This window comes from Streptomyces sp. NPDC091282 (genome assembly GCF_044757385.1).
GTDB classification, from domain to species: domain Bacteria; phylum Actinomycetota; class Actinomycetes; order Streptomycetales; family Streptomycetaceae; genus Streptomyces; species Streptomyces gramineus.
In genome coordinates this window covers 628349-647240 of record NZ_JBIVUX010000003.1, presented here as the reverse complement: position 1 = coordinate 647240, position 18892 = coordinate 628349, and the positions used below count along the sequence as shown (strand labels likewise).

Below are 18892 nucleotides of genomic sequence, written 5' to 3'. Positions count from 1 at the left end.
TCTACACACTGTGCGTATACATGGTGGGTATACACCGTGTGTAGAGTTCCGCTCATGTCCATCGGTCACACCCTCCTGGGGCTCCTGGAGTCCGGCCCGCGCCACGGTTACGACCTCAAGCGGGCCTTCGACGAGAAGTTCGGTCACGACCGGCCGCTCCACTACGGCCAGGTCTACTCGACGATGTCCCGCCTGCTGAAGAACGGGCTCGTGGAAGTCGACGGCATCGAGGCCGGCGGCGGCCCCGAGCGCAAGCGGTACGCCATCACCGACGCGGGCGTCACCGACGTCGAGAAGTGGCTGGCGACTCCGGAGAAGCCGGAGGAGTACCTCCAGTCGACCCTGTACACCAAGGTCGTGCTCGCCCTGCTCACGCACCGCGAGGCCGGTGACATCCTCGACCGCCAGCGCTCCGAGCACCTGCGCAGCATGCGGATCCTGACCGACCGCAAGCGCCGCGGCGACCTCGCCGACCAGCTCGTCTGCGACCACGCCCTCTTCCACCTGGAGGCGGACCTGCGCTGGCTGGAACTGACCGCCGCCCGTCTCGACAAGCTCCGCACGGAGGTGACCAAGTGACCGCTCCCGCCGGTTCGCTGCTCGCGGCCGAGGACCTGCACAAGGCCTACGGTCCCACCCTCGCCCTCGACGGGGCCGGGTTCTCGATACATCCGGGCGAGGTCGTCGCCGTGATGGGGCCGTCCGGCTCCGGCAAGTCGACCCTGCTGCACTGCCTCGCCGGCATCGTGCCGCCCGACTCCGGCTCGATCGTCTACGCCGGACGCGAGATGGCCACCATGAGCGACACCGAACGCAGCGCCCTGCGCCGCAGCGAGTTCGGGTTCGTCTTCCAGTTCGGCCAGCTGGTGCCCGAGCTGACCTGCGTGGAGAACGTGGCGCTGCCGCTGCGGCTGAACGGCACCTCCCGCAAGGAGGCCGAGCGCAAGGCGCTCGGCTGGATGCAGAAGCTGGAGGTCGACGACCTGGGCCGCAAGCGGCCCGGCGAGGTCTCCGGCGGCCAGGGGCAGCGGGTCGCGGTGGCCCGTGCGCTGGTGACCGAGCCCCGGGTGCTCTTCGCCGACGAGCCGACCGGCGCGCTCGACTCCCTCAACGGCGAGCGCGTCATGGAGCTGCTGACCGACGCGGCCCGCTCCACCAACGCGGCCGTCGTCCTCGTCACGCACGAAGCCCGGGTGGCCGCCTACTCGGACCGCGAGATCGTCGTACGCGACGGCAAGTCCCGGGACATGGAGCGGGCGGTATGAACGTCAGGCAGTGGTGGAGGGACCTGGCCCTGGGGGTCCGGTTCGCCTTCGGAGGCGGACGCGAGGGCTGGTTCCGGGCCACGCTGACCGCCATCGGCGTGGGTCTGGGGGTGGCGCTGCTGCTGCTCACCACGGCCATCCCGAGCGCGCTGGCCGTACGCCACCAGCGGGACGTCGCACGGGCGGACTACACGTACGTCTACCACCCCGTGAAGCCGAGCGAGAAGACGTTCGTCATCGCGGACATCGACACCCCGTACCAGGGCCGCGACATCCGCGGCCGGCTGATCCAGCGGGAGGGCGCGAAGGCACCGGTGCCGCCCGGGCTCACCCGCTACCCGGCCACGGGCGAGATGGCCGTCTCGCCCGCGCTGAGGCGGCTGCTGGACTCCTCCGACGGAACCCTGCTGCGCGCCCGGCTGCCGTACCGGATCACCGCCACCATCGCCGAGAGCGGACTGACCGGCTCGCAGGAACTCGCCTACTACGCGGGCTCCGACCGCCTCGCCGCCCACATCGACCCGCCCAACGTGGCCCGGCTCGACCACTTCGGCAGCCCCAGGTCACCGGACGCGGAGAGCGACCCGGTCCTCACCCTGCTGGTCCTCGTGGTGTTCGTGGTGCTGCTGATGCCGGTCGCCGTGTTCGTCGCGGCGGCGGTCCGCTTCGGCGGCGAGCGCCGTGACCGGCGGCTGGCCGCGCTGCGGCTGGTCGGCTCGGACGGCCGGATGGTACGGCGGATCGCGGCCGGCGAGGCGATGGCGGGCGCGCTGCTCGGCCTGGTCTTCGGCGTCGGCTTCTTCCTGCTGGGCCGGCAGTTCGCGGGCACCGCCGAGGTGTTCGGCACCAGCGTGTTCCCGAGCTACCTCAACCCCTCGCCGCTGCTGGCCGCGCTGGTGGCGGTGGCCGTCCCGGCGGCGGCCGTGCTGGTGACGCTGTTCACGCTGCGCGGCGTGGTCATCGAGCCGCTCGGCGTGGTGCGCACGGCGAAGCCCCGGCGGCGGCGGCTGTGGTGGCGGCTGCTGCTCCCGGTGGCCGGCCTGGTGGCGCTCCTCCCGATGATCGGGCAGGGCCGCGGCGGCGGCGACTTCAACCAGTACCAGGTCACCGGCGGTGTGCTGCTGCTCCTGGTCGGCGTCACGGCGCTGCTGCCCTGGGTCGTCGAGTCGGTCGTGGCTCGGCTCGGCCGGGGCGCGGTGGCCTGGCAGCTGGCCGTCCGCCGGCTCCAGTTGAGCAGCGGTACGGCGGCCCGGCTGGTCAACGGCATCGCGGTGGCGGTGGCCGGCGCGATCGCCCTCCAGATGCTCTTCTCGGGCGTCGAGGCCGACTACACCAAGCAGACGAGGAACGACCTCAACCGCGCCCAGATGGAGGTCCAGGTGCCCAGCGGTGTCGCGGTGCCCGAGGTGGCCGGCGCGATGAGCGGCACCAAGGGGGTCCGGAAGGTCGTCTCGATCGCCGACGGCGAGGCCGGCGACCTGAAGAAGGAACCGAAGCAGACCACCCAGGTGAGCGTGGGCGATTGCGCCTCGCTGCGGGAGGTCGCGCACCTGCCGTCCTGCCACGACGGCGACGCGTTCCAGGTGACGGGCTCCGAGAGCGACTCCCAGACGCAGGACCTGCTGAAGGCCGCCGAGAAGCACGGCAGGACGCTCTACCTCAACCCCTCCTACAGCGGCGACACCGACGGCGCTCCGGTCCGCTGGACGGTACCGGCCGCACTGAAGCAGGCCGGGACGCGTGAGGACCCCACCGGTTACGAGCGCGGCGGCTTCCTGCTCACCCCGGGCGCGCTGCCGGCCGGTGCCAGCACCGCGGTGCGGGGCGTGGTCTACCTCTCGGTCGACTCCGGAGTGCGGGACGCCAACGAGTACGTGATCAACACGGCGGCCCGGCTCGACCCGCTCATGCAGGCGCAGACGCTGACCTCGTTCGAGCGCAGCGGGCAGTTCGACTCGATCCGCACCGGGCTGTTCGTCGGCGCCGCCGCCGTCCTGGCGCTGATCGGCGCGAGCCTGCTGGTCGGTCAGCTGGAGCAGTTGCGCGAGCGCAAGAAGCTGCTGTCGGCGCTGGTCGCCTTCGGCACCCGGCGGCGCACGCTGAGCCTGTCGGTGCTGTGGCAGACCGCGATCCCGGTCGGGCTCGGGCTGCTGCTGGCCGGAGTGGTCGGGCTGACGCTGGGCTCGGTGCTGCTGAAGATGGTCGGCTCCACGGTGAGCGTGGACTGGCCCGGCGTGCTGGCGATGACCGGCTTCGGCGCGGCCGTCGTCCTCGCGGTGACGCTGCTGAGCCTGCCGCCGCTGCTGCGCCTGATGCGCCCGGACGGGCTGCGTACGGAGTAGCGGCCGGGAGGTCTACGCACCGGCGCCGAGTACCCGGACGGGCAGCGGCCGCAGCGCTTCGCGCAACGCGTCCGCCAGCTCCCGGTACTCGGCGCCGCGCGCTGCCCCGGCCCGCATCGCGAGGGCGATCCGGCGGCTCGGGGCGGGGTCGGCGAAGACGCCGGTGAGCAGCCGGTCGCTGCGGCTGGTCTCCACCTGGACGGCGGTGCGCGGCAGCAGGGTGCAGCCGAGGCCGCCGGCCACCAGCTGGACGAGGGTGGCAAGGCCCGCGGCCGTGGTGGTGACCGGCGCGCCCTCCCGCCGCCCGCCGCCCTTGGCCGAGGCACCGCGTCCGGCTCCTCTGAGTTCCCGGCCGGCCTCCCGGCAGATGTCCAGGGCCTGGTCGCGCAGGCAGTGCCCCTCGTCCAGGAGCAGCAGGTTCAGCTCCCGCAGCGCCTCGCGCGCGATGCCGGCCCGCCCGCCGAGCGGCTCGTCCAGCGGTGTGACGAGCACGAAGTCCTCGTCGTACAGCGGGAGTTCCACGACACCGGGGATGGCAAGGGGGACGGCGAGGAGCAGCAGGTCCAGGCGGCCGGCGGTCAGCCCGTCCAGCAGGCTTGTGGTCTGCTCCTCGTGGACCTGGAGGTCGAGGTCCGGGTACCGGTCGTGGACCAACCGCAGCACGGTGGGCAGCAGGTACGGCGCGACGGTCGGGATGACGCCGAGCCGCAGCGCGCCGGTGAACGGCGCCCGCACCGACTCGGCCTCCGCCAGCAGCGCCCGCACCTCCTCCAGGACGGCCGCGGCCCGCACCGCCAGCCGCTCACCGGCGGGCGAGAGCAGCACCTTGCGGGTGGTGCGCTCCAGGAGGGTGACGCCGAGCGTCTCCTCCAGCGCGGAGACGGCGCCGGACAGCGCGGGCTGGCTCATGCCCATCGCGGCGGCCGCGTCCCGGAAGTGGAGGTGTTCGGCGACGGCGGCGAAGGCGCGCAGCTGGGCGAGGCTGGGCTGACGGCGCTTGCCCCCCACGCCCGCACCGCCCCCCAGGGGATTACCCACAGCCACTGATAGCCACCTCCGATCAACCCGACCGAGTGTAGCTATTTCAAGAATCAATGCACCTTGTGCCACCATCGGCGGCGTCCAACCCATCGGAGGCGACCCCGCGATCCGGGGTGCTTCCGCGCTGCAAGGAGAGCGTGTGCTCACTGTCGGTGACAAGTTCCCCGAGTTCGAACTGACCGCCTGCGTCTCGCTGGAGAAGGGCAGGGAGTTCGAGACGATCACCCACAAGACCTACCAGGGTTGGAAGGTGGTCTTCGCGTGGCCCAAGGACTTCACCTTCGTGTGCCCGACCGAGATCGCCGCGTTCGGCAAGCTGAACGAGGAGTTCGCCGACCGCGACGCGCAGGTCCTCGGCTTCTCCGGTGACTCGGAGTTCGTCCACCACGCCTGGCGCAAGGACCACGACGACCTGCGCGAGCTGCCGTTCCCGATGATGGCCGACTCGAAGCACGAGCTGATGCGCGACCTCGGCATCGAGGGCGAGGACGGCTTCGCCAAGCGTGCCGTGTTCATCGTCGACCAGAACAACGAGATCCAGTTCTCCATGGTGACCGCGGGCTCGGTGGGCCGTAACCCCAAGGAGGTCCTGCGGGTCCTGGACGCCCTCCAGACGGACGAGCTCTGCCCGTGCAACTGGAGCAAGGGCGACGAGACGCTGGACCCGGTCGCGCTGCTGGCCGGTGAGTGAGGTGTCGCTCGACTCCCTCAAGTCCGCGGTCCCGGACCACGCCAAGGACCTGAAGCTGAACCTGGGCTCGGTCATCGGCAACTCCGAGCTGCCGACGCAGCAGTTGTGGGGCACGGTGCTGGCGACCGCCATCGCCTCCCGCTCCCCGATCGTGCTGCGCGAGCTGGCGCCCGAGGCGAAGGCGAACCTGACGCCGGAGGCGTACCGGGCCGCCAGGTCCGCGGCCGCGGTGATGGCGATGAACAACGTCTTCTACCGCACCCGCCACCTGCTCTCCGACCACGAGTACGGCACCCTGCGCGCCGGGCTGCGGATGAACGTCATCGGCAACCCGGGCGTCGACAAGGTCGACTTCGAACTGTGGTCGTTCGCGGTGTCCGCGATCAACGGCTGCGGGATGTGCCTGGACTCGCACGAGCAGGTGCTGCGCAAGGCCGGCGTCGACCGCGAGGTGATCCAGGAGGCGTTCAAGATCGCCTCGGTGGTCGAGGCCGTCGGCGTGACGCTGGACGCGGAAGCCGTGCTCGCCGAGTTCGAGTAGCCGGCCCCGTCCCGTGGACCCCGCTCACTCCGTGTGGGCGGGGTCCTCGGCTCTTGCGGGCACGGTCTCGGCGGGCACGGCGTCCTCGGCCGCCGGGCGGTCCGCTTCGGGCTGCTCCTCCTCGCCCTCGTACCGCTCGTCCGAGTACTGGCGCAGATAGCCGACCACCGTGTTGGTCACCGCCACCAGCGGTACGGCCACCACCGCGCCGCCGATGCCGGCCACCAGGCCGCCGGCCGCGACCGTGAGGACCACCGCGAGCGGGTGGACGCGGACCGCGCGGCCGAGGATGAACGGCTGCAGGATGTGGCCCTCGATCTGCTGCACCGCGAGGACGACGACGAGCGTCATGACCGCCGTGAAGACGCCCTGGGTGACGAGCGCGACCACCACCGCGAGCGCGCCCGAGGCGACCGCGCCGACCAGCGGGATGAACGAGAACAGGAAGATGAACACGGCCAGCGGGACGGCCATCGGGACGTCCAGGAAGTAGATGCCCAGGCCGATGAAGATGGCGTCGATGAGCGCGACCAGGACCGTGCCGCGGACGTAGGCGGTGAGCGTGCGCCAGGCGCGCGGGCCGGCGCCGGCCACGCCGTCGCGGGCGGCGGCGGGGACCAGCTTGAGGAACCACTGCCAGATGCGCGCGCCGTCGTAGAGCAGGAAGAGCGTGGAGAAGAAGACCAGCAGGATGCCGGTCAGGGCCTCGACGACGACCTGGACGCCCTCCAGGCCGAAGGAGGTGATCTGGTCGGTGTTGGCGCCGATCGCCTCGCGGAGGTTCTTGGCGATCTGGTTGATCTGCTTGTCGGTGACGTGGAACGGGCTCTTCAGCAGCCAGTTGCGCAGGTCGTCGATGCCGTTCTGGACCTGGTCGGAGAGCGTGTCGATGTTCTCCATGACCTGCCAGGTCACGAACCAGCCCATCAGGCCGATCACCACGAAGCCGGAGATGGCGGTGAGCGCGGTGGCCGGGCCGCGCGGCATGCCGTAACGGCACAGCCGGGCGACCGTGGGCTGGAGCAGGGCGGTGATCAGCAGCGCTATGACGAAGGCGAACACCACGAGTTGGACGGCGCTGATGACCCGCATCAGCACCCAGACGGTGCCGGCCAGCACCAGCAGCCGCCAGCCGGCCTCGGCGGCGACCCGTACGCCCCACGGGATGGCCGTGACGGGTTCGGGGCGGGGTGCGGGCTTGCGTACGGCCTTGGGGGCGGCGGCCGCCGGGGCGGGAACCGGAGCCGGAGAGGTCTGCGCGGGCACCGCCGGCGGCTCCGGTTCGGCGCGTTCGCGCTCCACCTCGGCGCGGCGTTCGTCCAACCGCTCGCCCATCTCGCTCAGTCCGGCGCCGAGCCTGCCGAGCCACTCGGGCACTCGCGACATGATCCGCTCTCTTTCCCCGTGTCTCCGGGTGCTCCTCACCACTCACCCCTGGAGTCGTTCGGTCCGACCGTACAGGGCGACAGCCCCTCCCCGTAGGACGGGGAGGGGCTGTCGAAGGTTGAGAGAAGCCGAACGGCCTCTAGTACCAGCTGTTCGCCTGCCAGAACGACCAGGCCTCGCAGGGGCTGCCGTACCGGGAGTTCATGTAGTTCAGGCCCCACTTGATCTGGGTGGCCGGGTTGGTCTGCCAGTCGGCGCCCACGGAGGACATCTTCGAACCGGGCAGAGCCTGGAAGAGGCCGTAGGCACCGGAGGAGGCGTTGACCGCCCGGTAGTTCCAGCCGGACTCGTGGCTCACGATGTTGCTGAAGCACTGGAACTGGCCGCCGGCGACCATCTGCTGCGCCATCGCCTGGATCTGCGACACGGAGTACGAGCTCTGCACCGCGAAGGTGACGGAGGAGCGGCTGGCCGCCTTCTTCGCCTCGGCGCGCTCCTTGGCTTCCTTCGCCGCCTGCTCGGCCTCGGCCTTCTTGGCGGTCGCGGCCTTGGCCGCCGCCACTCGGGCCGCCTGCTCGGCGTCCTTCTTGGCACTCGCGTCGGCCTGGATGGCCACGGCGTCGGCCTGCTGCGTCAGGGACGCGGTCTGCACCGTCGCCTGCTGTCCCGCGGGGATCTCCGCGAGCAGCGTGGTGTCGGCTGCCGTCGCCTCAGCGTCGTTGGGCTGTGCGACGCTGCCCGAGGCAACACCGACAACGCTTCCGACGGCGGTGACCGCGGTGGCCGAGGCCACTGCGAATCCCCGGACCGAAATCCGGCTCACACGGTTTCCTTCCAGCATCGCCCGCTTCGGTGACCCTGGCGGACGCAATCGTTCCCCTGACGCTGGCCTCCCAACTGCGGGGTCACGGGAGGCACGGGCCCGACGAGCGGCTCCCCGCTGGGGAACGCCGTGTGGTGCTCGGGCGGCATACGACGTCGCTATGGAATTAGCACTGGTGCTTCTGTGTTGCCGTACCTCCCCCACTACCTAAAGTGCGGGGGTACCCCCAGGGGTACAGGTGTGTCGTATGCGGGGCCTGACAGGAATGAGACTCTGCCGTAACCCGACGCCGGGTGGCAATTCCGAGTTGCGTGTGAAAGCTCACATCCCGTTTCCCCCTGGGGATTTCAGGAAACCCCCACGCACGAAGGCGCCGCCCGGCTAGGCTCTTCGCCTTTACCGGACGGCGCCAACGAGTGGGTTATCAGCCCAAGTTGGACACGGGGATCAGAGAGGTCACAGGGGCCCGTCCTCCAGCATTTCGGTCACAAGGGCGGCAATCTGGGACCTCTCGGACCGGGTGAGGGTGACGTGCGCGAACAGCGGATGGCCCTTCAGCTTCTCCACCACGGCGACGACACCGTCGTACCGCCCGACCCGCAGGTTGTCCCGCTGGGCCACGTCGTGGGTCAGCACCACCCTCGAATTCGCGCCGATCCGGGACAGAACGGTCAGCAGGACGTTCCGTTCCAGCGACTGGGCCTCGTCGACGATCACGAACGCGTCGTGCAGGGAGCGGCCGCGGATGTGGGTGAGCGGCAGCACCTCCAGCATCCCGCGCGCGGTGACCTCCTCGATGACGTCACGGCTGGTGACCGCCGAGAGGGTGTCGAAGACCGCCTGCGCCCAGGGGCTCATCTTCTCGGACTCGGAGCCCGGCAGATAGCCGAGCTCCTGCCCGCCGACCGCGTACAGCGGACGGAAGACCATCACCTTCTTGTGCTGGCGGCGCTCCAGGACCGCCTCCAGACCCGCGCACAGCGCCAGCGCCGACTTGCCGGTGCCGGCCCGGCCGCCCATCGACACGATCCCGACGTCCGGGTCGAGCAGCAGATCGAGCGCGATGCGCTGCTCGGCGCTGCGGCCCTTGATGCCGAACGCCTCCCGATCGCCGCGCACCACACGGACGTTGCCGTCGGCCGTCACCCGGCCGAGTGCCTTGCCGCGCTCGGACTGGATGGTCAGGCCCGTGTGCACGGGGAGGTCGGAGGCCTCCGGGACGTACACGTGCCCTTCCTCGAAGAGGATGTCCACCTGTTCGCCGGGGAGCGTCAGTTCGGACATGCCGGTCCAGCCCGAGGCGCCCGTGATGGCGAGCTCGGCGCGGTACTCCTCGGCCAGCAGGCCGACCGAGGACGCCTTGATCCTGAGCGGGAGGTCCTTCGACACGACGGTGACGTCGTATCCCTCGGCCTGGAGGTTGCGGGCCACCGCGAGGATGCGGGAGTCGTTGTCCCCCAGGCGGTAGCCGCTGGGCAGCACGCTGGGGTCCGAGTGATTGAGCTCGACACGGATGGTGCCGCCGAGGTCCCCGATCGGGATCGGAGCGTCCAGACGGCCGTGCCGGACCCGGTAGTCGTCGAGCAGGCGCAGGGCCTGCCGGGCGAAGTAGCCGAGTTCCGGATGGTGCCGTTTGGCCTCCAGTTCCGTGACCACCACGATCGGAAGCACGACCTCGTGCTCGTCGAAGCGGGTCATGGCGTTCGGGTCGGCCAGCAGGACGCTGGTGTCGAGAACGTAGGTGCGCCGGTCGGACTTGCGGCGCGTTGTGCTGGTCACCACGGAAGGACGTACCCCCTCGGATGAGGTCGGGGAGCGACGAAGAGGAGCTGGACCGGTTGACGGCCGCCCTGCACGGGCCGAAAACCGGCCCCCCGCTGCTTCTTCCGTGCCGTGACCGCACGGTCGGGCTGGTGCAAAGGGCCTCCCGGGCGGACGACCCCGAGTCGCCCGCTGAGATCCGATGCCCGTGGTTCGGGCATCGACCTGCTTGCGTTATGCCCTCGAACATGCGCCGCCATGCCACGGTCTGCAACGACGCGCAGGTGAACTCCGTGTTACTGACGCCCCGAAATGGGTGATTCACGCCTCATGAGCGCGGTGGGGTCATCCACCGTAGCCAGGGGGTCATCCAGCGTGGCGGCGGTGACGGGTGTCGTGTGCCGGGTCCCGGTCCGCCGTCACGGTGACGTCACCCGCCGTAGCGGCGGTGGCGGGCCGCGTAGTCCCGCAGGGCGCGGAGGAAGTCGACCTTGCGGAACGCGGGCCAGAAGACCTCGCAGAAGTAGTACTCGGCGTGCGCCGTCTGCCACAGCATGAATCCGGACAGCCGCTGCTCCCCGCTGGTGCGGATCACCAGGTCCGGGTCGGGCTGGGCACCGGTGTAGAGGTGCCGGCCGATCGCGTCGACGGTGACGGAGTCGGCGAGGTCCTCCATCGCGACGCCCTTGTCGTGGGCGTCGAGGATCATCGAGCGGACGGCGTCGGCGATCTCCTGGCGGCCGCCGTAGCCGATGGCGACGTTGACCAGTATTCCGTCGACGTGCGCGGTGGCCTCCTCGGCCTCCTTGAGCGCGTTCTGCATCGCGGAGGGCAGCAGGTCGGGGGTGCCGACGTGGTGGACCCGCCAGCGGCCGTCGGCGGCGAGGGTGCGCACGACGTCCTCGATGATGCCGAGGAGCGGGACCAGCTCTTCCTTGGCGCGGTCGAAGTTGTCCGTGGAGAGCAGCCAGAGGGTGACGACCTCGACGTCGGTCTCGGAGCACCAGCCGAGGAACTCCTCGATCTTCTCGGCGCCGGCCCGGTGGCCGTGCACGGTGCTGGATCCGGCGGCCTTCGCCCAGCGGCGGTTGCCGTCCATGATGACGCCGATGTGCTTGGGCACCTGAGCGTGGTCCAGGTGACCTTCCACCCGGCGTGCGTAGAGCCTGACGAGCAGGCCGCGCAGCTTGTCGCGCAGGTTCACTTGAGTCCGCCCCTCGTGTCTCGCTGCGGGGTTCCGCGGCCGAAGCCTACCCCTCCGGAAGTGGAGGGGAGCGCCGAGGGGGCTGGCGCGCAAGGGGGTTGGGGGCCGGGTCGCGGGGCGGCCGCCGGGCGCAGCCGGGCCGGCCGGGCGGGACTCGGCGCCTCGTCCGGAGCGCCGCGCGGAGGGCGTGCGAGAGGCGGGTGAAGACCCGGGACATAAAACGGGCCGGTCCGTGGGGGGGAGACGGACCGGCCCGAGGGGGGGTTTCCACCATAACCCTTTGTAAGTGATGCTGCGTGCATCGGCGTGCCACAACTACTCTCCGCAGTCGAACGGCGACACCGGAAGGGCTCGGAAACGCTGGATTCCGGGGCCTCGCGTGGCCGATTCACGGCGGAATCCCAGGAAAACTGGCGGCATTCGGGGAGATCAAGAGGGTTTGGGCCGTCTTGGGGCCGCCTCGGCGAGTTGCTCCCCCCGTCCCTCCGACGGGCTACCCCGGCCGCGAACGGCGGCTTGACGGGACCCCGCGGGGCGTTCCGGCACCGCGCAGCCCCCTCCACTGCGCGGTGCCGCCCGCGCAGCTTTGCTCACGCGAATTACCTTGAGCTGAACTTACGTGAGCCGGTGGGGTGATGCGGGCCGCCGGCGGTAACGATGTGAAAACGCTGTGGAAACGGAGGATGAACATGAGGGTCCGATGTTCGCGTATGCGCAGATCGCAGAAGTAGTGAACAACTTGACCCGATTGGGTGCGTAGTGTCCCGACATGCCCGGAGCCGATCTTCCGGGCCTCCCGGACGGCCCGCGCGGGCCCGTGGACTCGAACGGCAGTTCTTGGCCATTCTTCGGCACCTGGCATTGCAAGGCCGGTGGATCAGCGCCGGCGCTCCGGCTTGCGGGCGTCGAAGAGGTGCCTCGTGCTGTGCGCGACGAAGGGTCCCTCGGCCTCGATCCGCCGGTGCAGGGAGCGGAGCCGCGGCTCGTACTCCTCGACCGTGAAGCCGGGGACCATCCACACGACCTTGCGCAGGAAGTGCACGACGGCGGCGATGTCGTGGAACTCCATCCGCAGCCGTTCGGCCCGCAGGCTCACGACCTCCAGTCCGGCCGCCTCCGCCTCCTCGCGCTCCCGGCCCGGGTCCCGCGCGCCGCGGACCGCCTCCGGCTGCGGCCCGAGGAAGTACTCCACCAGCTCGAAGACGCTGGCGGGTCCGACGTGCTGCGCGAAATAGGTGCCGCCGGGCCGCAGCACGCGCGCGATCTCCGGCCAGTGCGCGCGCACCGGATGCCGGCTGAGCACCAGGTCGAAGGTCTCGTCGGCGAACGGCAGCGGGGCGTCCTCGGCTGCGGCGACGACCACGACACCGCGCGCGCCCAGCAGTGCGCCCGCCTTGCGGACGTTCGGCGGCCAGCCCTCGGTGGCGGCCAGGAGCCGGGGCCCGCGGGCGGTGCCGGCGCCCTCCAGGGTGCCGGCGCCCTCCAGGGTGCCGAGGGCGAGGTCCAGGACCTCTCCGCCGCCGGTCTGGATGTCCAGCGCGGCGGTGGCACCGGCCAGCCGTCCGCCGGCGGCGCGCGCATAGCCCCAGGAGGGACGCGCCTCGGTGGCCCGGCCCTCGAACCAGGAGAAGTCCCAGCCCTCGGTGGGCACGGCGGCGCCCTCGGCGACGAGGTCCTCGAAGCTGCGGTGCGTCTGCTCTCCCATGGTCCGCATGATCCCAGCGGAGTGTCGGTGCCCGCTGATAATTTCGCCCACCATGACGACGAGCGAGAGCGTGTACACCGCCGGCGAGAAGGACATCCTGCACACAAGCCTGGACCGGCACCGGGACGCGGTGCTGTGGAAGCTGGAGGGCCTGGACGACGAACAGCTGCGCCGGCCGATGACCCCGTCCGGGACGAACCTGCTGGGGCTGGTGAAGCATCTGGCGTCGGTGGAGTACGGCTGGTTCGTGGCGAGCTTCGGCGGCGAGGTCGAGCCCCTCTGGTTCGACCCCTACACGGACGACGACCTGACGGTCGGCCCCGGCGAGACGACCCGGCAGATCCTCGACTTCTACGGCCGTGCCCGCGCCGCGGCCGACGCGGTGATCACCGGACGGCCGCTGGACGCGCTGGGCCGGCCCGGCTGGCGGGACCACGAGGTCTCCCTGCGCTGGGTGCTGGTCCACATGATCGAGGAGACCGCGCGGCACGCCGGGCACCTCGACATCCTGCGGGAGCTGATCGACGGGGCCACGGGCGACCACCCCCGGGCGGCGCCCACCGGGACCGTGTGACCGGCCGGCTCACGGCACCAGCGGCCGGACCTCCTCGGCGGTGAACCTCACGAAGCCCTCGGGGTCGGGTTCGTCCCCGGTGGGCTGGAGGACGACGGTGTCGGCACCGGCCTCGGCGAGCCGCCGCACGGCCTCCGCGACGGCGCCTGCGTCACCGGCGACGCCGATTCCGGGCACCGACTCCCGCCCCTCGGCGGCGAGTTCGGCACGGAGCCGGGCGGCCGCGCCGGGCCCGGTGGCGGTCAGGAGATAGACGACGACCTCGTGCGGCTCGGCCGCGTCCCGCCCGGCGGCCGCCCGCCCCTCCTCGACGATCCGCCGGGCCCGGCGGACGCCGTCTGGCGAGGTGGAGGAGGTCAGCACGGTCCCGTCCGCGGCGGCGCCGGAGAGGCGGAGGGTACGGGGGCCCTCGGCGCCGGCGAAGACCGGGACGGGCCCGGCGGGCGGCCAGTCGAGGGCGACGTCGTCGAGCCGGACGTAGCGCCCGTCGACGGTGAGCCGCTCACCGCGCAACAGGGCGCGCAGGGCGTCGAGATGCTCGTGGAGCAGGGTCAGCGGGGACTCGGCACGGGCGCCGACCTGCCCCATCCAGTCCTGCACGCCGTGGCCGACGCCGAGGATCGCGCGGCCCGGGAACATCCGGTGCAGCGCGGCGGTCTCCATCGCGGTGACGGCGACGTTCCGCAACGGCACGGGGAGCAGCCCGACACCGATCCGCATCCGCTCCGACCAGGCGAGGGCGGCGGCAGCGGTGGAGATCCCACCCTCCCGGAAACAGTCCTCCCACAGCCACAACTCCTCGAGCCCGACGTCCTCCCCGACCCGGACGACGTCCCGAAGCCGCTCGGGGGGCAACTGGGGGCGGAACACGGCGCCTAGTGTGGTCATGGGGTGGGGTGTACCCGGGGGTGGGGGTGTCGCAACAACGTTCGCCGAAGACGCAGGTCACGGCAGGGCCGACTGCGGGTCGGGGAGGCGCACTCCCGCACGTCGGGCCCGTTCGAGGGCGGCGGGACTGGCCGCACCGGGATCGACATGGCCCCGCCCGTCCGTCGGCTGCCGGAGGATCACGTACAGGCGCCGCGGGCCGGGAACCGCGATGACGGCGGCAAAACGAGGGTCCCCGGCGAACAACACCTGGCCGGCCTGCGCGGTCTTCGGAGACGCGTAGCCACGCCCGAGGCGCCGCCTCCACCACATGGACCGGATGTGCACCTTCAGAATCAGCGGCGTCGTCTCGCCGGGCCGCTCAGGATCGGGGAACTTCAGCCAGACATCCCCGGCGGTCGCTCCGGGGATCTTCCCGATGCCGCTCTCCGGTTTCTCGAACACCTGCCACGGATAGGCACGCAGCAGCCGTCGCGTACGGAAGGCCCAGGAGATGTAAGCCGGTTGGAGAAACGCGCGGTAGAACGAGTAGAGCAGGGGCACGAAGAACAGCCACAGCGTCCAGGTGATCGACATGATCACATACCCGGCCAGCAGGCCCAGCCATACGGCCGGCCACACGATCTGCCCCAGGAACGCGCTGATGATCAGCTTTGCCCAGGCGCGTCGGGTAGCGGGGTCGTCCCAGGCCGTGGGGTGCTGCGTGGGAGGCATCTCAGTCCTTGTCGGGTACGCCACTGGATACGTCCGGAAGTGGATTCTCGAAACTGACCGTACCGGCGATGTCGGTGAGCAGGGCGCGATAGTGGCTCGCCTGCTCCGTGTGTGTCGTGGCCAGGGACAGGACGGCGATGCGTCTCCCGTCTGCGCAGGGAATGTACGCCGTGATCTGGAGCAGTCGGCACGCAACCGCTGGCCCGAGTTCCTGTGGCGCGGCCACACGCGTCTCCATCAGTGAACCCGGGCCGCAGGGCAGATCCAGGATCTCGACATGGTCCGCGTTGTCCGCTGCTCCGCAGACGGCGCGGGCCGCCAGGACACTGCGCGGGGCCCAGCGGGTGTCGCGCCAGGCCAGCGTGAAGAGCGACAGCAGCGGTCCGCCACCGCCCTCGTCGTCGGAATGCAGACCCAGACAACAGTGGACCGCACCGGCCTCCAGGAGCAGTTGGGCCAGCCGGAGAACGGGGCCGAGAGCCGCCGGCTGTGCCGTCGCCTCCTCCGGATCCCGGCCGACGGTCGTCAGCTCCTGCAGGGGCAGCGGGACAAATCCTGGCGGCAGGGCGAACCAGAGATCGGCATCCTCGCTCCGGGCCGAGTCATCGATCACGTACGGAGCACCGCTCATGTCGATTCACCTGCGCCGCGCAGCAGGAAGTGGAGCGCGCCCATGGTCGCCGGGGCATCGACGCCGAGGGTCCTGGGTCCGTCGAGGAGGCTCGTGACCGTCTTGGCCGCGTCATTGTCCAGAGTGTCAGCAAAGCTGCTGGTCACGCCATAAACGGCGGTCCCGGCTCCCAGGACCGTGGCCGGCTTGTCGATCTTCTCGACGAGCGGAGCCAGTCGCCCGCCGAACACCCTCGGGTGAGACAGGACGCTCACGGCGCCCTCTGCCGCGGCGGCCTCCGTCCTGATCGAGACGCCCACCGTCCTGATCGAGGTCCCCGCCCTGACGCCGGCCGCGGCGATCTTCTCCCCGAGGGTCAGCACCTCGTCCGTGTCGCGGGCCACCGCGGCCGTCGCGGACATCAGCTCGGGAGCCTTCATGGCTCCCTTGGCCACCGCCCCGAGCCCCGGCAGCATCCCCAGGAAGTCGCCCGCCGTGCCGAGCGCGTTGCCCCAGAAGTCGAGGTCCAGTTCCCCCTTGGTGAAGCCGTCCTTCAGGGAGGCCAGGACTTCGGGGTCGCTGACACGCAGGCCGAAGGCCATGCCGCTGAGGACGCCGGCCGCCAGGAACAGCATCCACGGGGCGACCGCCGTCAGGCCGAGCAGCGCGATCACGCCCAGTACGGCGGCGCACGCGCTGAGGATGTCCGGGAGGTTGTCCCCCAGCCAGTCCGTGAACCGGTCCCACGTGTCCGGCTCGTGCGGCGCCAGCCTGCGCGAGGCCGCGCCGATGTGCCGGGCCCGCTCGCGGGCGGTCGCCTCGTGCTCGGCCGCCAGACCGCGGGCCCGCTTCAGCACGCCGTCCAGGTCGTCTTGCGCCGCGGCGACCCTGGTGTCCGACCGGTCCGACGCCGGACCCTCGTGGTCCTGGGCACGCCGCAGCGCCGCCCTGGCGGCCTCGGCCTCGCCGTCGAGTCGCCTCGCGCGCCGCTGGAACTCCCCGAGTTCCCCGGCCCACAGGTCCAGTTGTCTCGCGGCCGCGTCGACGGAGTGCGCGCCGTTCTTCAGGTTGAGCGGCAGCGGACCGCCCTCCAGCTGCTCGCGGAACGCGACGGCCGCGTCGCCTTCCCAGTAGCTGCCGTCCATGAGCTTGCCGACCTTGGCGTGCGCCTTCTCCATCTCCTTCGCGCAGCCGGACAGCCTGCGGTGGAGGTCGCGCACCAGATCCGTGCTGCCGGGGGCGGGGTCGAAGCCGAGGTGCGGGTAGGGAGGGGCGACCGTCACGTGTCCGCGCTCTTCCGCCTCGCCTTGTCCAGCGCCCTCTGCAGGGCCACGTCCACCTCGTGGAAGTCGTCCCTGGCCTTCTTCGTGATGTCCGTGAGCCGGCCGATCTGTTCGGCGATCTCCCCGGCCCCGTACCGCCAGTCCTCCTGGAAGCGGTCACAGGCCTTGTCCAGGGCGTCCGTCCCCAGGCCGTCGACGCCCGGGACGCGCAATACCCTCTGCAGGGCCGTGAACGACTCCTGGGCCCTCTTCAAGTCTTTGAAGAGACGTCCGAGTTCCGTTCCGTCGACCTTCAGGCGCTCAGCCATGTGGATGCCTCGTTACGTGGGACTTCCACGCTATCCACGGGCCGTCGTGCGCATGCGCGTCCGACCGCGAGCATCACCCGTCCGTGTTGTGGATACGGTCGCTTCGGGGGACCCTGCGAGACGGACGAGAGGCAGGACATGAAGCGCTGGCGCGACGGGCGAGGACGGCTGGTCATCCACGGCGGCGGGGACCCGGTCACCGTCCCGCTGGAGATCGCCGCGTCCTACCGCGCCCGCACCAGGGGCCTGTTGGGCCGTGATTCGCTCGACGGGGCGCTCCTGCTCTCCCCCGCCGGCAGCATCCACACGTTCCGGATGCGGATGCCGATCGATGTGGCCTATCTGGACCGGCGCCTGACCGTCATCGCCGTCCGCACCATGCGCCCGGGCCTCCTCGGCCTGCCCCGGCTCCGCTCACGGCACGTGCTGGAGGCCGAGGCCGGGGCGATGGCGGGATGGGGGCTGGTCGCGGGGGCGCGGGTGTCGGTCGAGGCGGAGTAGCCGCGCCGCCGGCGTCTCCGCTCACTCCCCCGTCCTCGGGAACGTCACCTCCACCCGGCGGTTCTTCTTGCGGCCCTCCTCCGTGGAGTTGTCGGCGATCGGGTACTGCTCGCCGTAGCCGCGGACGTCGAAGGTGATGTTCGGGTCGTTCAGGTCCTGGTCGAGGACGCTCTGCACGGCGTTGGCGCGCTGGCGGGAGAGGACGTCGCCGTGGGCCGAGGAGCCCAGGTTGTCGGTGAAGCCGAAGACGCGCACCTGGGTGGCGTTCTGCTTCCTGACCTCCTGGGCGATCGTGTCGATGCGGGCCTTCGCCGCCGCGCTCAGCTTGGAGCTGTCCTTGCCGAACAGCACCTCGGCCTGGAGGGCGAACGTCACGTCCGCGTTGGTGTCCTCGCGGCGCTCGTCGCCGCTCTGGTCCTCGACGACCGACTTGATGTCCAGGACCTTGGGATCCGCGAGGGTGGCGCCTTCGGGGAGTTTGAGGTCGGGGTCCGTGGGGTCGATCTTCACGGGTGCGGAGGCGGAGGGCTCGGTGCCCGGCGGGACGCTCGGGTCGCCGCCGTCCGCGCGGGCGGTGGTCGCGCCGTGCAGGTTGGCGACCAGCAGGAGCGTCGCGGCGCCCAGGGTCAGGGGCAGGCGTGATGTGGTCACTTCGCCCTCACCCGGAGATCTGGATCGTGCCGCTGGAGAAGGTGGGGAGTTGGAGGGTGACCTCGGTGGTGTCGGCGGGCGGGGCGGGGAACTGCATGAAGACGGGGACGGTCTGGCCGGCGTCGACGTTGGTGATGCCGATACTGGTGAGCGGTCGGCCGTCCGTGTCCCGCAGGACGTAGTAGCGCTTCTTGCCCTTGGAGTCGACCAGCGTGGCCCCGCCGAACGAGAAGCCGTGCCTGGTGATCTCCGTTTCGTCGCCGCTGACCTGCGCGGGGATCACGACGGAGCCCGAACCGTCGTTCTTGAGGGTGCCGTTGACCGTGACGAACCCGCCCGAGTCCCGTTGGGCGGAGGTGATCTGGAGCAGCAGGCCGTCCGTGCCCCTGAGTTCGGCGAGCGGTGCCTGGGACTGCCCCTCCTGCGCACTCGGGTCCGATCCGCCGTCCTTGGATGCGGAGGCGGTCGTCCGGGGCTTGTCCGCCTTGTCGTCGCCTCCGCCGCCGCATCCGGCCACACCGAGGGCCAGACCGACCGTCACGGCCAACGCGACCGTCCCCCTGCGAGCCCTCGCAGTGAACCGAATGTCCATGGATCCCCTTCC

20 protein-coding genes are annotated in these 18892 nt (G+C 71.1%); 7 read left to right on the top strand and 13 right to left on the bottom strand.

What is annotated here, in order from left to right:
- The first annotated feature begins 54 nt into the window (after window positions 1-54).
- Genes ACIQOE_RS16870 through ACIQOE_RS16860 form a run of 3 tightly spaced genes read left to right on the top strand, consistent with a single transcriptional unit; the run spans window position 55 to window position 3607 of the window.
- Complete coding sequence (locus ACIQOE_RS16870; protein WP_351318810.1) at window positions 55-579, top strand: PadR family transcriptional regulator; 525 nt, start codon at window positions 55-57, stop codon at window positions 577-579.
- Window positions 576-1265: an ABC transporter ATP-binding protein gene (locus tag ACIQOE_RS16865; RefSeq protein ID WP_351318808.1), complete on the top strand. Its 690-nt coding sequence runs from the start codon at window positions 576-578 to the stop codon at window positions 1263-1265. Before ACIQOE_RS16870 ends, ACIQOE_RS16865 begins: the two co-directional genes overlap by 4 nt.
- A complete protein-coding gene (locus tag ACIQOE_RS16860; protein WP_401412124.1) occupies window positions 1262-3607 on the top strand; it encodes an ABC transporter permease in 2346 nt (781 codons plus the stop codon). The genes ACIQOE_RS16865 and ACIQOE_RS16860 overlap by 4 nt, the downstream gene beginning before the upstream one ends.
- A gap of 12 nt (window positions 3608-3619) precedes the next feature.
- On the opposite strand, the gene ACIQOE_RS16855 is transcribed toward ACIQOE_RS16860, so the two are convergent.
- Window positions 3620-4615 (bottom strand): LysR substrate-binding domain-containing protein, encoded by a 996-nt coding sequence (locus ACIQOE_RS16855; RefSeq protein WP_365563235.1) that lies wholly within the window; start codon window positions 4613-4615, stop codon window positions 3620-3622.
- 172 nt (window positions 4616-4787) lie between these two features.
- On the opposite strand from ACIQOE_RS16855, the gene ACIQOE_RS16850 reads away from it, so the two are divergent.
- Both ACIQOE_RS16850 and ACIQOE_RS16845 read left to right on the top strand, forming a co-directional pair.
- Window positions 4788-5339, top strand: coding sequence for a peroxiredoxin (locus tag ACIQOE_RS16850; protein WP_351318802.1), 552 nt, complete (start codon window positions 4788-4790; stop codon window positions 5337-5339).
- A gap of 1 nt (window position 5340) precedes the next feature.
- On the top strand, window positions 5341-5880 hold the full coding sequence (locus ACIQOE_RS16845) for an alkyl hydroperoxide reductase (RefSeq protein ID WP_401412121.1): 540 nt from the start codon (window positions 5341-5343) through the stop codon (window positions 5878-5880).
- A gap of 24 nt (window positions 5881-5904) precedes the next feature.
- On the opposite strand, the gene ACIQOE_RS16840 is transcribed toward ACIQOE_RS16845, so the two are convergent.
- The 5 genes from ACIQOE_RS16840 to ACIQOE_RS16820 form a co-directional block, all read right to left on the bottom strand.
- Window positions 5905-7266, bottom strand: a complete 1362-nt coding sequence (locus ACIQOE_RS16840) for an AI-2E family transporter (RefSeq protein ID WP_401412119.1) — start codon at window positions 7264-7266, stop codon at window positions 5905-5907.
- A gap of 139 nt (window positions 7267-7405) precedes the next feature.
- Complete coding sequence (locus tag ACIQOE_RS16835) at window positions 7406-8089, bottom strand: transglycosylase SLT domain-containing protein (protein WP_351318796.1); 684 nt, start codon at window positions 8087-8089, stop codon at window positions 7406-7408.
- A gap of 456 nt (window positions 8090-8545) precedes the next feature.
- Window positions 8546-9871, bottom strand: a complete 1326-nt coding sequence (locus ACIQOE_RS16830) for a PhoH family protein (protein ID WP_351318794.1) — start codon at window positions 9869-9871, stop codon at window positions 8546-8548.
- A 409-nt stretch (window positions 9872-10280) separates the two neighbouring features.
- Window positions 10281-11054: an isoprenyl transferase gene (locus ACIQOE_RS16825; protein WP_351318792.1), complete on the bottom strand. Its 774-nt coding sequence runs from the start codon at window positions 11052-11054 to the stop codon at window positions 10281-10283.
- 877 nt (window positions 11055-11931) lie between these two features.
- A complete protein-coding gene (locus tag ACIQOE_RS16820) occupies window positions 11932-12759 on the bottom strand; it encodes a class I SAM-dependent methyltransferase (protein ID WP_401412116.1) in 828 nt (275 codons plus the stop codon).
- 52 nt (window positions 12760-12811) lie between these two features.
- Here ACIQOE_RS16820 and ACIQOE_RS16815 point away from each other — a divergent pair, with 52 nt between their 5' ends.
- The gene (locus ACIQOE_RS16815; protein WP_365563248.1) at window positions 12812-13333 is read left to right on the top strand and encodes a DinB family protein; all 522 of its coding nucleotides are present in this window, start codon (window positions 12812-12814) and stop codon (window positions 13331-13333) included.
- A 9-nt stretch (window positions 13334-13342) separates the two neighbouring features.
- On the opposite strand, the gene ACIQOE_RS16810 is transcribed toward ACIQOE_RS16815, so the two are convergent.
- From ACIQOE_RS16810 to ACIQOE_RS16790, 5 genes are read right to left on the bottom strand one after another with little or no spacing between them, the layout of a single operon-like run.
- Window positions 13343-14221, bottom strand: a complete 879-nt coding sequence (locus ACIQOE_RS16810) for an LLM class flavin-dependent oxidoreductase (protein WP_362643998.1) — start codon at window positions 14219-14221, stop codon at window positions 13343-13345.
- A gap of 57 nt (window positions 14222-14278) precedes the next feature.
- Complete coding sequence (locus ACIQOE_RS16805; protein WP_401412114.1) at window positions 14279-14935, bottom strand: hypothetical protein; 657 nt, start codon at window positions 14933-14935, stop codon at window positions 14279-14281.
- A gap of 1 nt (window position 14936) precedes the next feature.
- Window positions 14937-15566, bottom strand: a complete 630-nt coding sequence (locus ACIQOE_RS16800; protein ID WP_401412112.1) for a hypothetical protein — start codon at window positions 15564-15566, stop codon at window positions 14937-14939.
- Window positions 15563-16828, bottom strand: coding sequence for a hypothetical protein (locus ACIQOE_RS16795; RefSeq protein WP_401412110.1), 1266 nt, complete (start codon window positions 16826-16828; stop codon window positions 15563-15565). The genes ACIQOE_RS16800 and ACIQOE_RS16795 overlap by 4 nt, the downstream gene beginning before the upstream one ends.
- Complete coding sequence (locus ACIQOE_RS16790; RefSeq protein ID WP_351318778.1) at window positions 16825-17136, bottom strand: hypothetical protein; 312 nt, start codon at window positions 17134-17136, stop codon at window positions 16825-16827. The genes ACIQOE_RS16795 and ACIQOE_RS16790 overlap by 4 nt, the downstream gene beginning before the upstream one ends.
- 138 nt (window positions 17137-17274) lie before the next feature.
- Here ACIQOE_RS16790 and ACIQOE_RS16785 point away from each other — a divergent pair, with 138 nt between their 5' ends.
- Window positions 17275-17637, top strand: coding sequence for a DUF192 domain-containing protein (locus tag ACIQOE_RS16785; RefSeq protein ID WP_401412108.1), 363 nt, complete (start codon window positions 17275-17277; stop codon window positions 17635-17637).
- Window positions 17638-17658: 21 nt separating this feature from the next.
- Here the strand turns inward: ACIQOE_RS16785 and ACIQOE_RS16780 are convergent, their stop codons facing one another.
- Both ACIQOE_RS16780 and ACIQOE_RS16775 read right to left on the bottom strand, forming a co-directional pair.
- Window positions 17659-18288, bottom strand: a complete 630-nt coding sequence (locus ACIQOE_RS16780) for an OmpA family protein (protein WP_351318774.1) — start codon at window positions 18286-18288, stop codon at window positions 17659-17661.
- Window positions 18289-18295: 7 nt separating this feature from the next.
- Window positions 18296-18880, bottom strand: a complete 585-nt coding sequence (locus tag ACIQOE_RS16775) for a hypothetical protein (RefSeq protein WP_365563265.1) — start codon at window positions 18878-18880, stop codon at window positions 18296-18298.
- Window positions 18881-18892 lie beyond the last annotated feature (12 nt).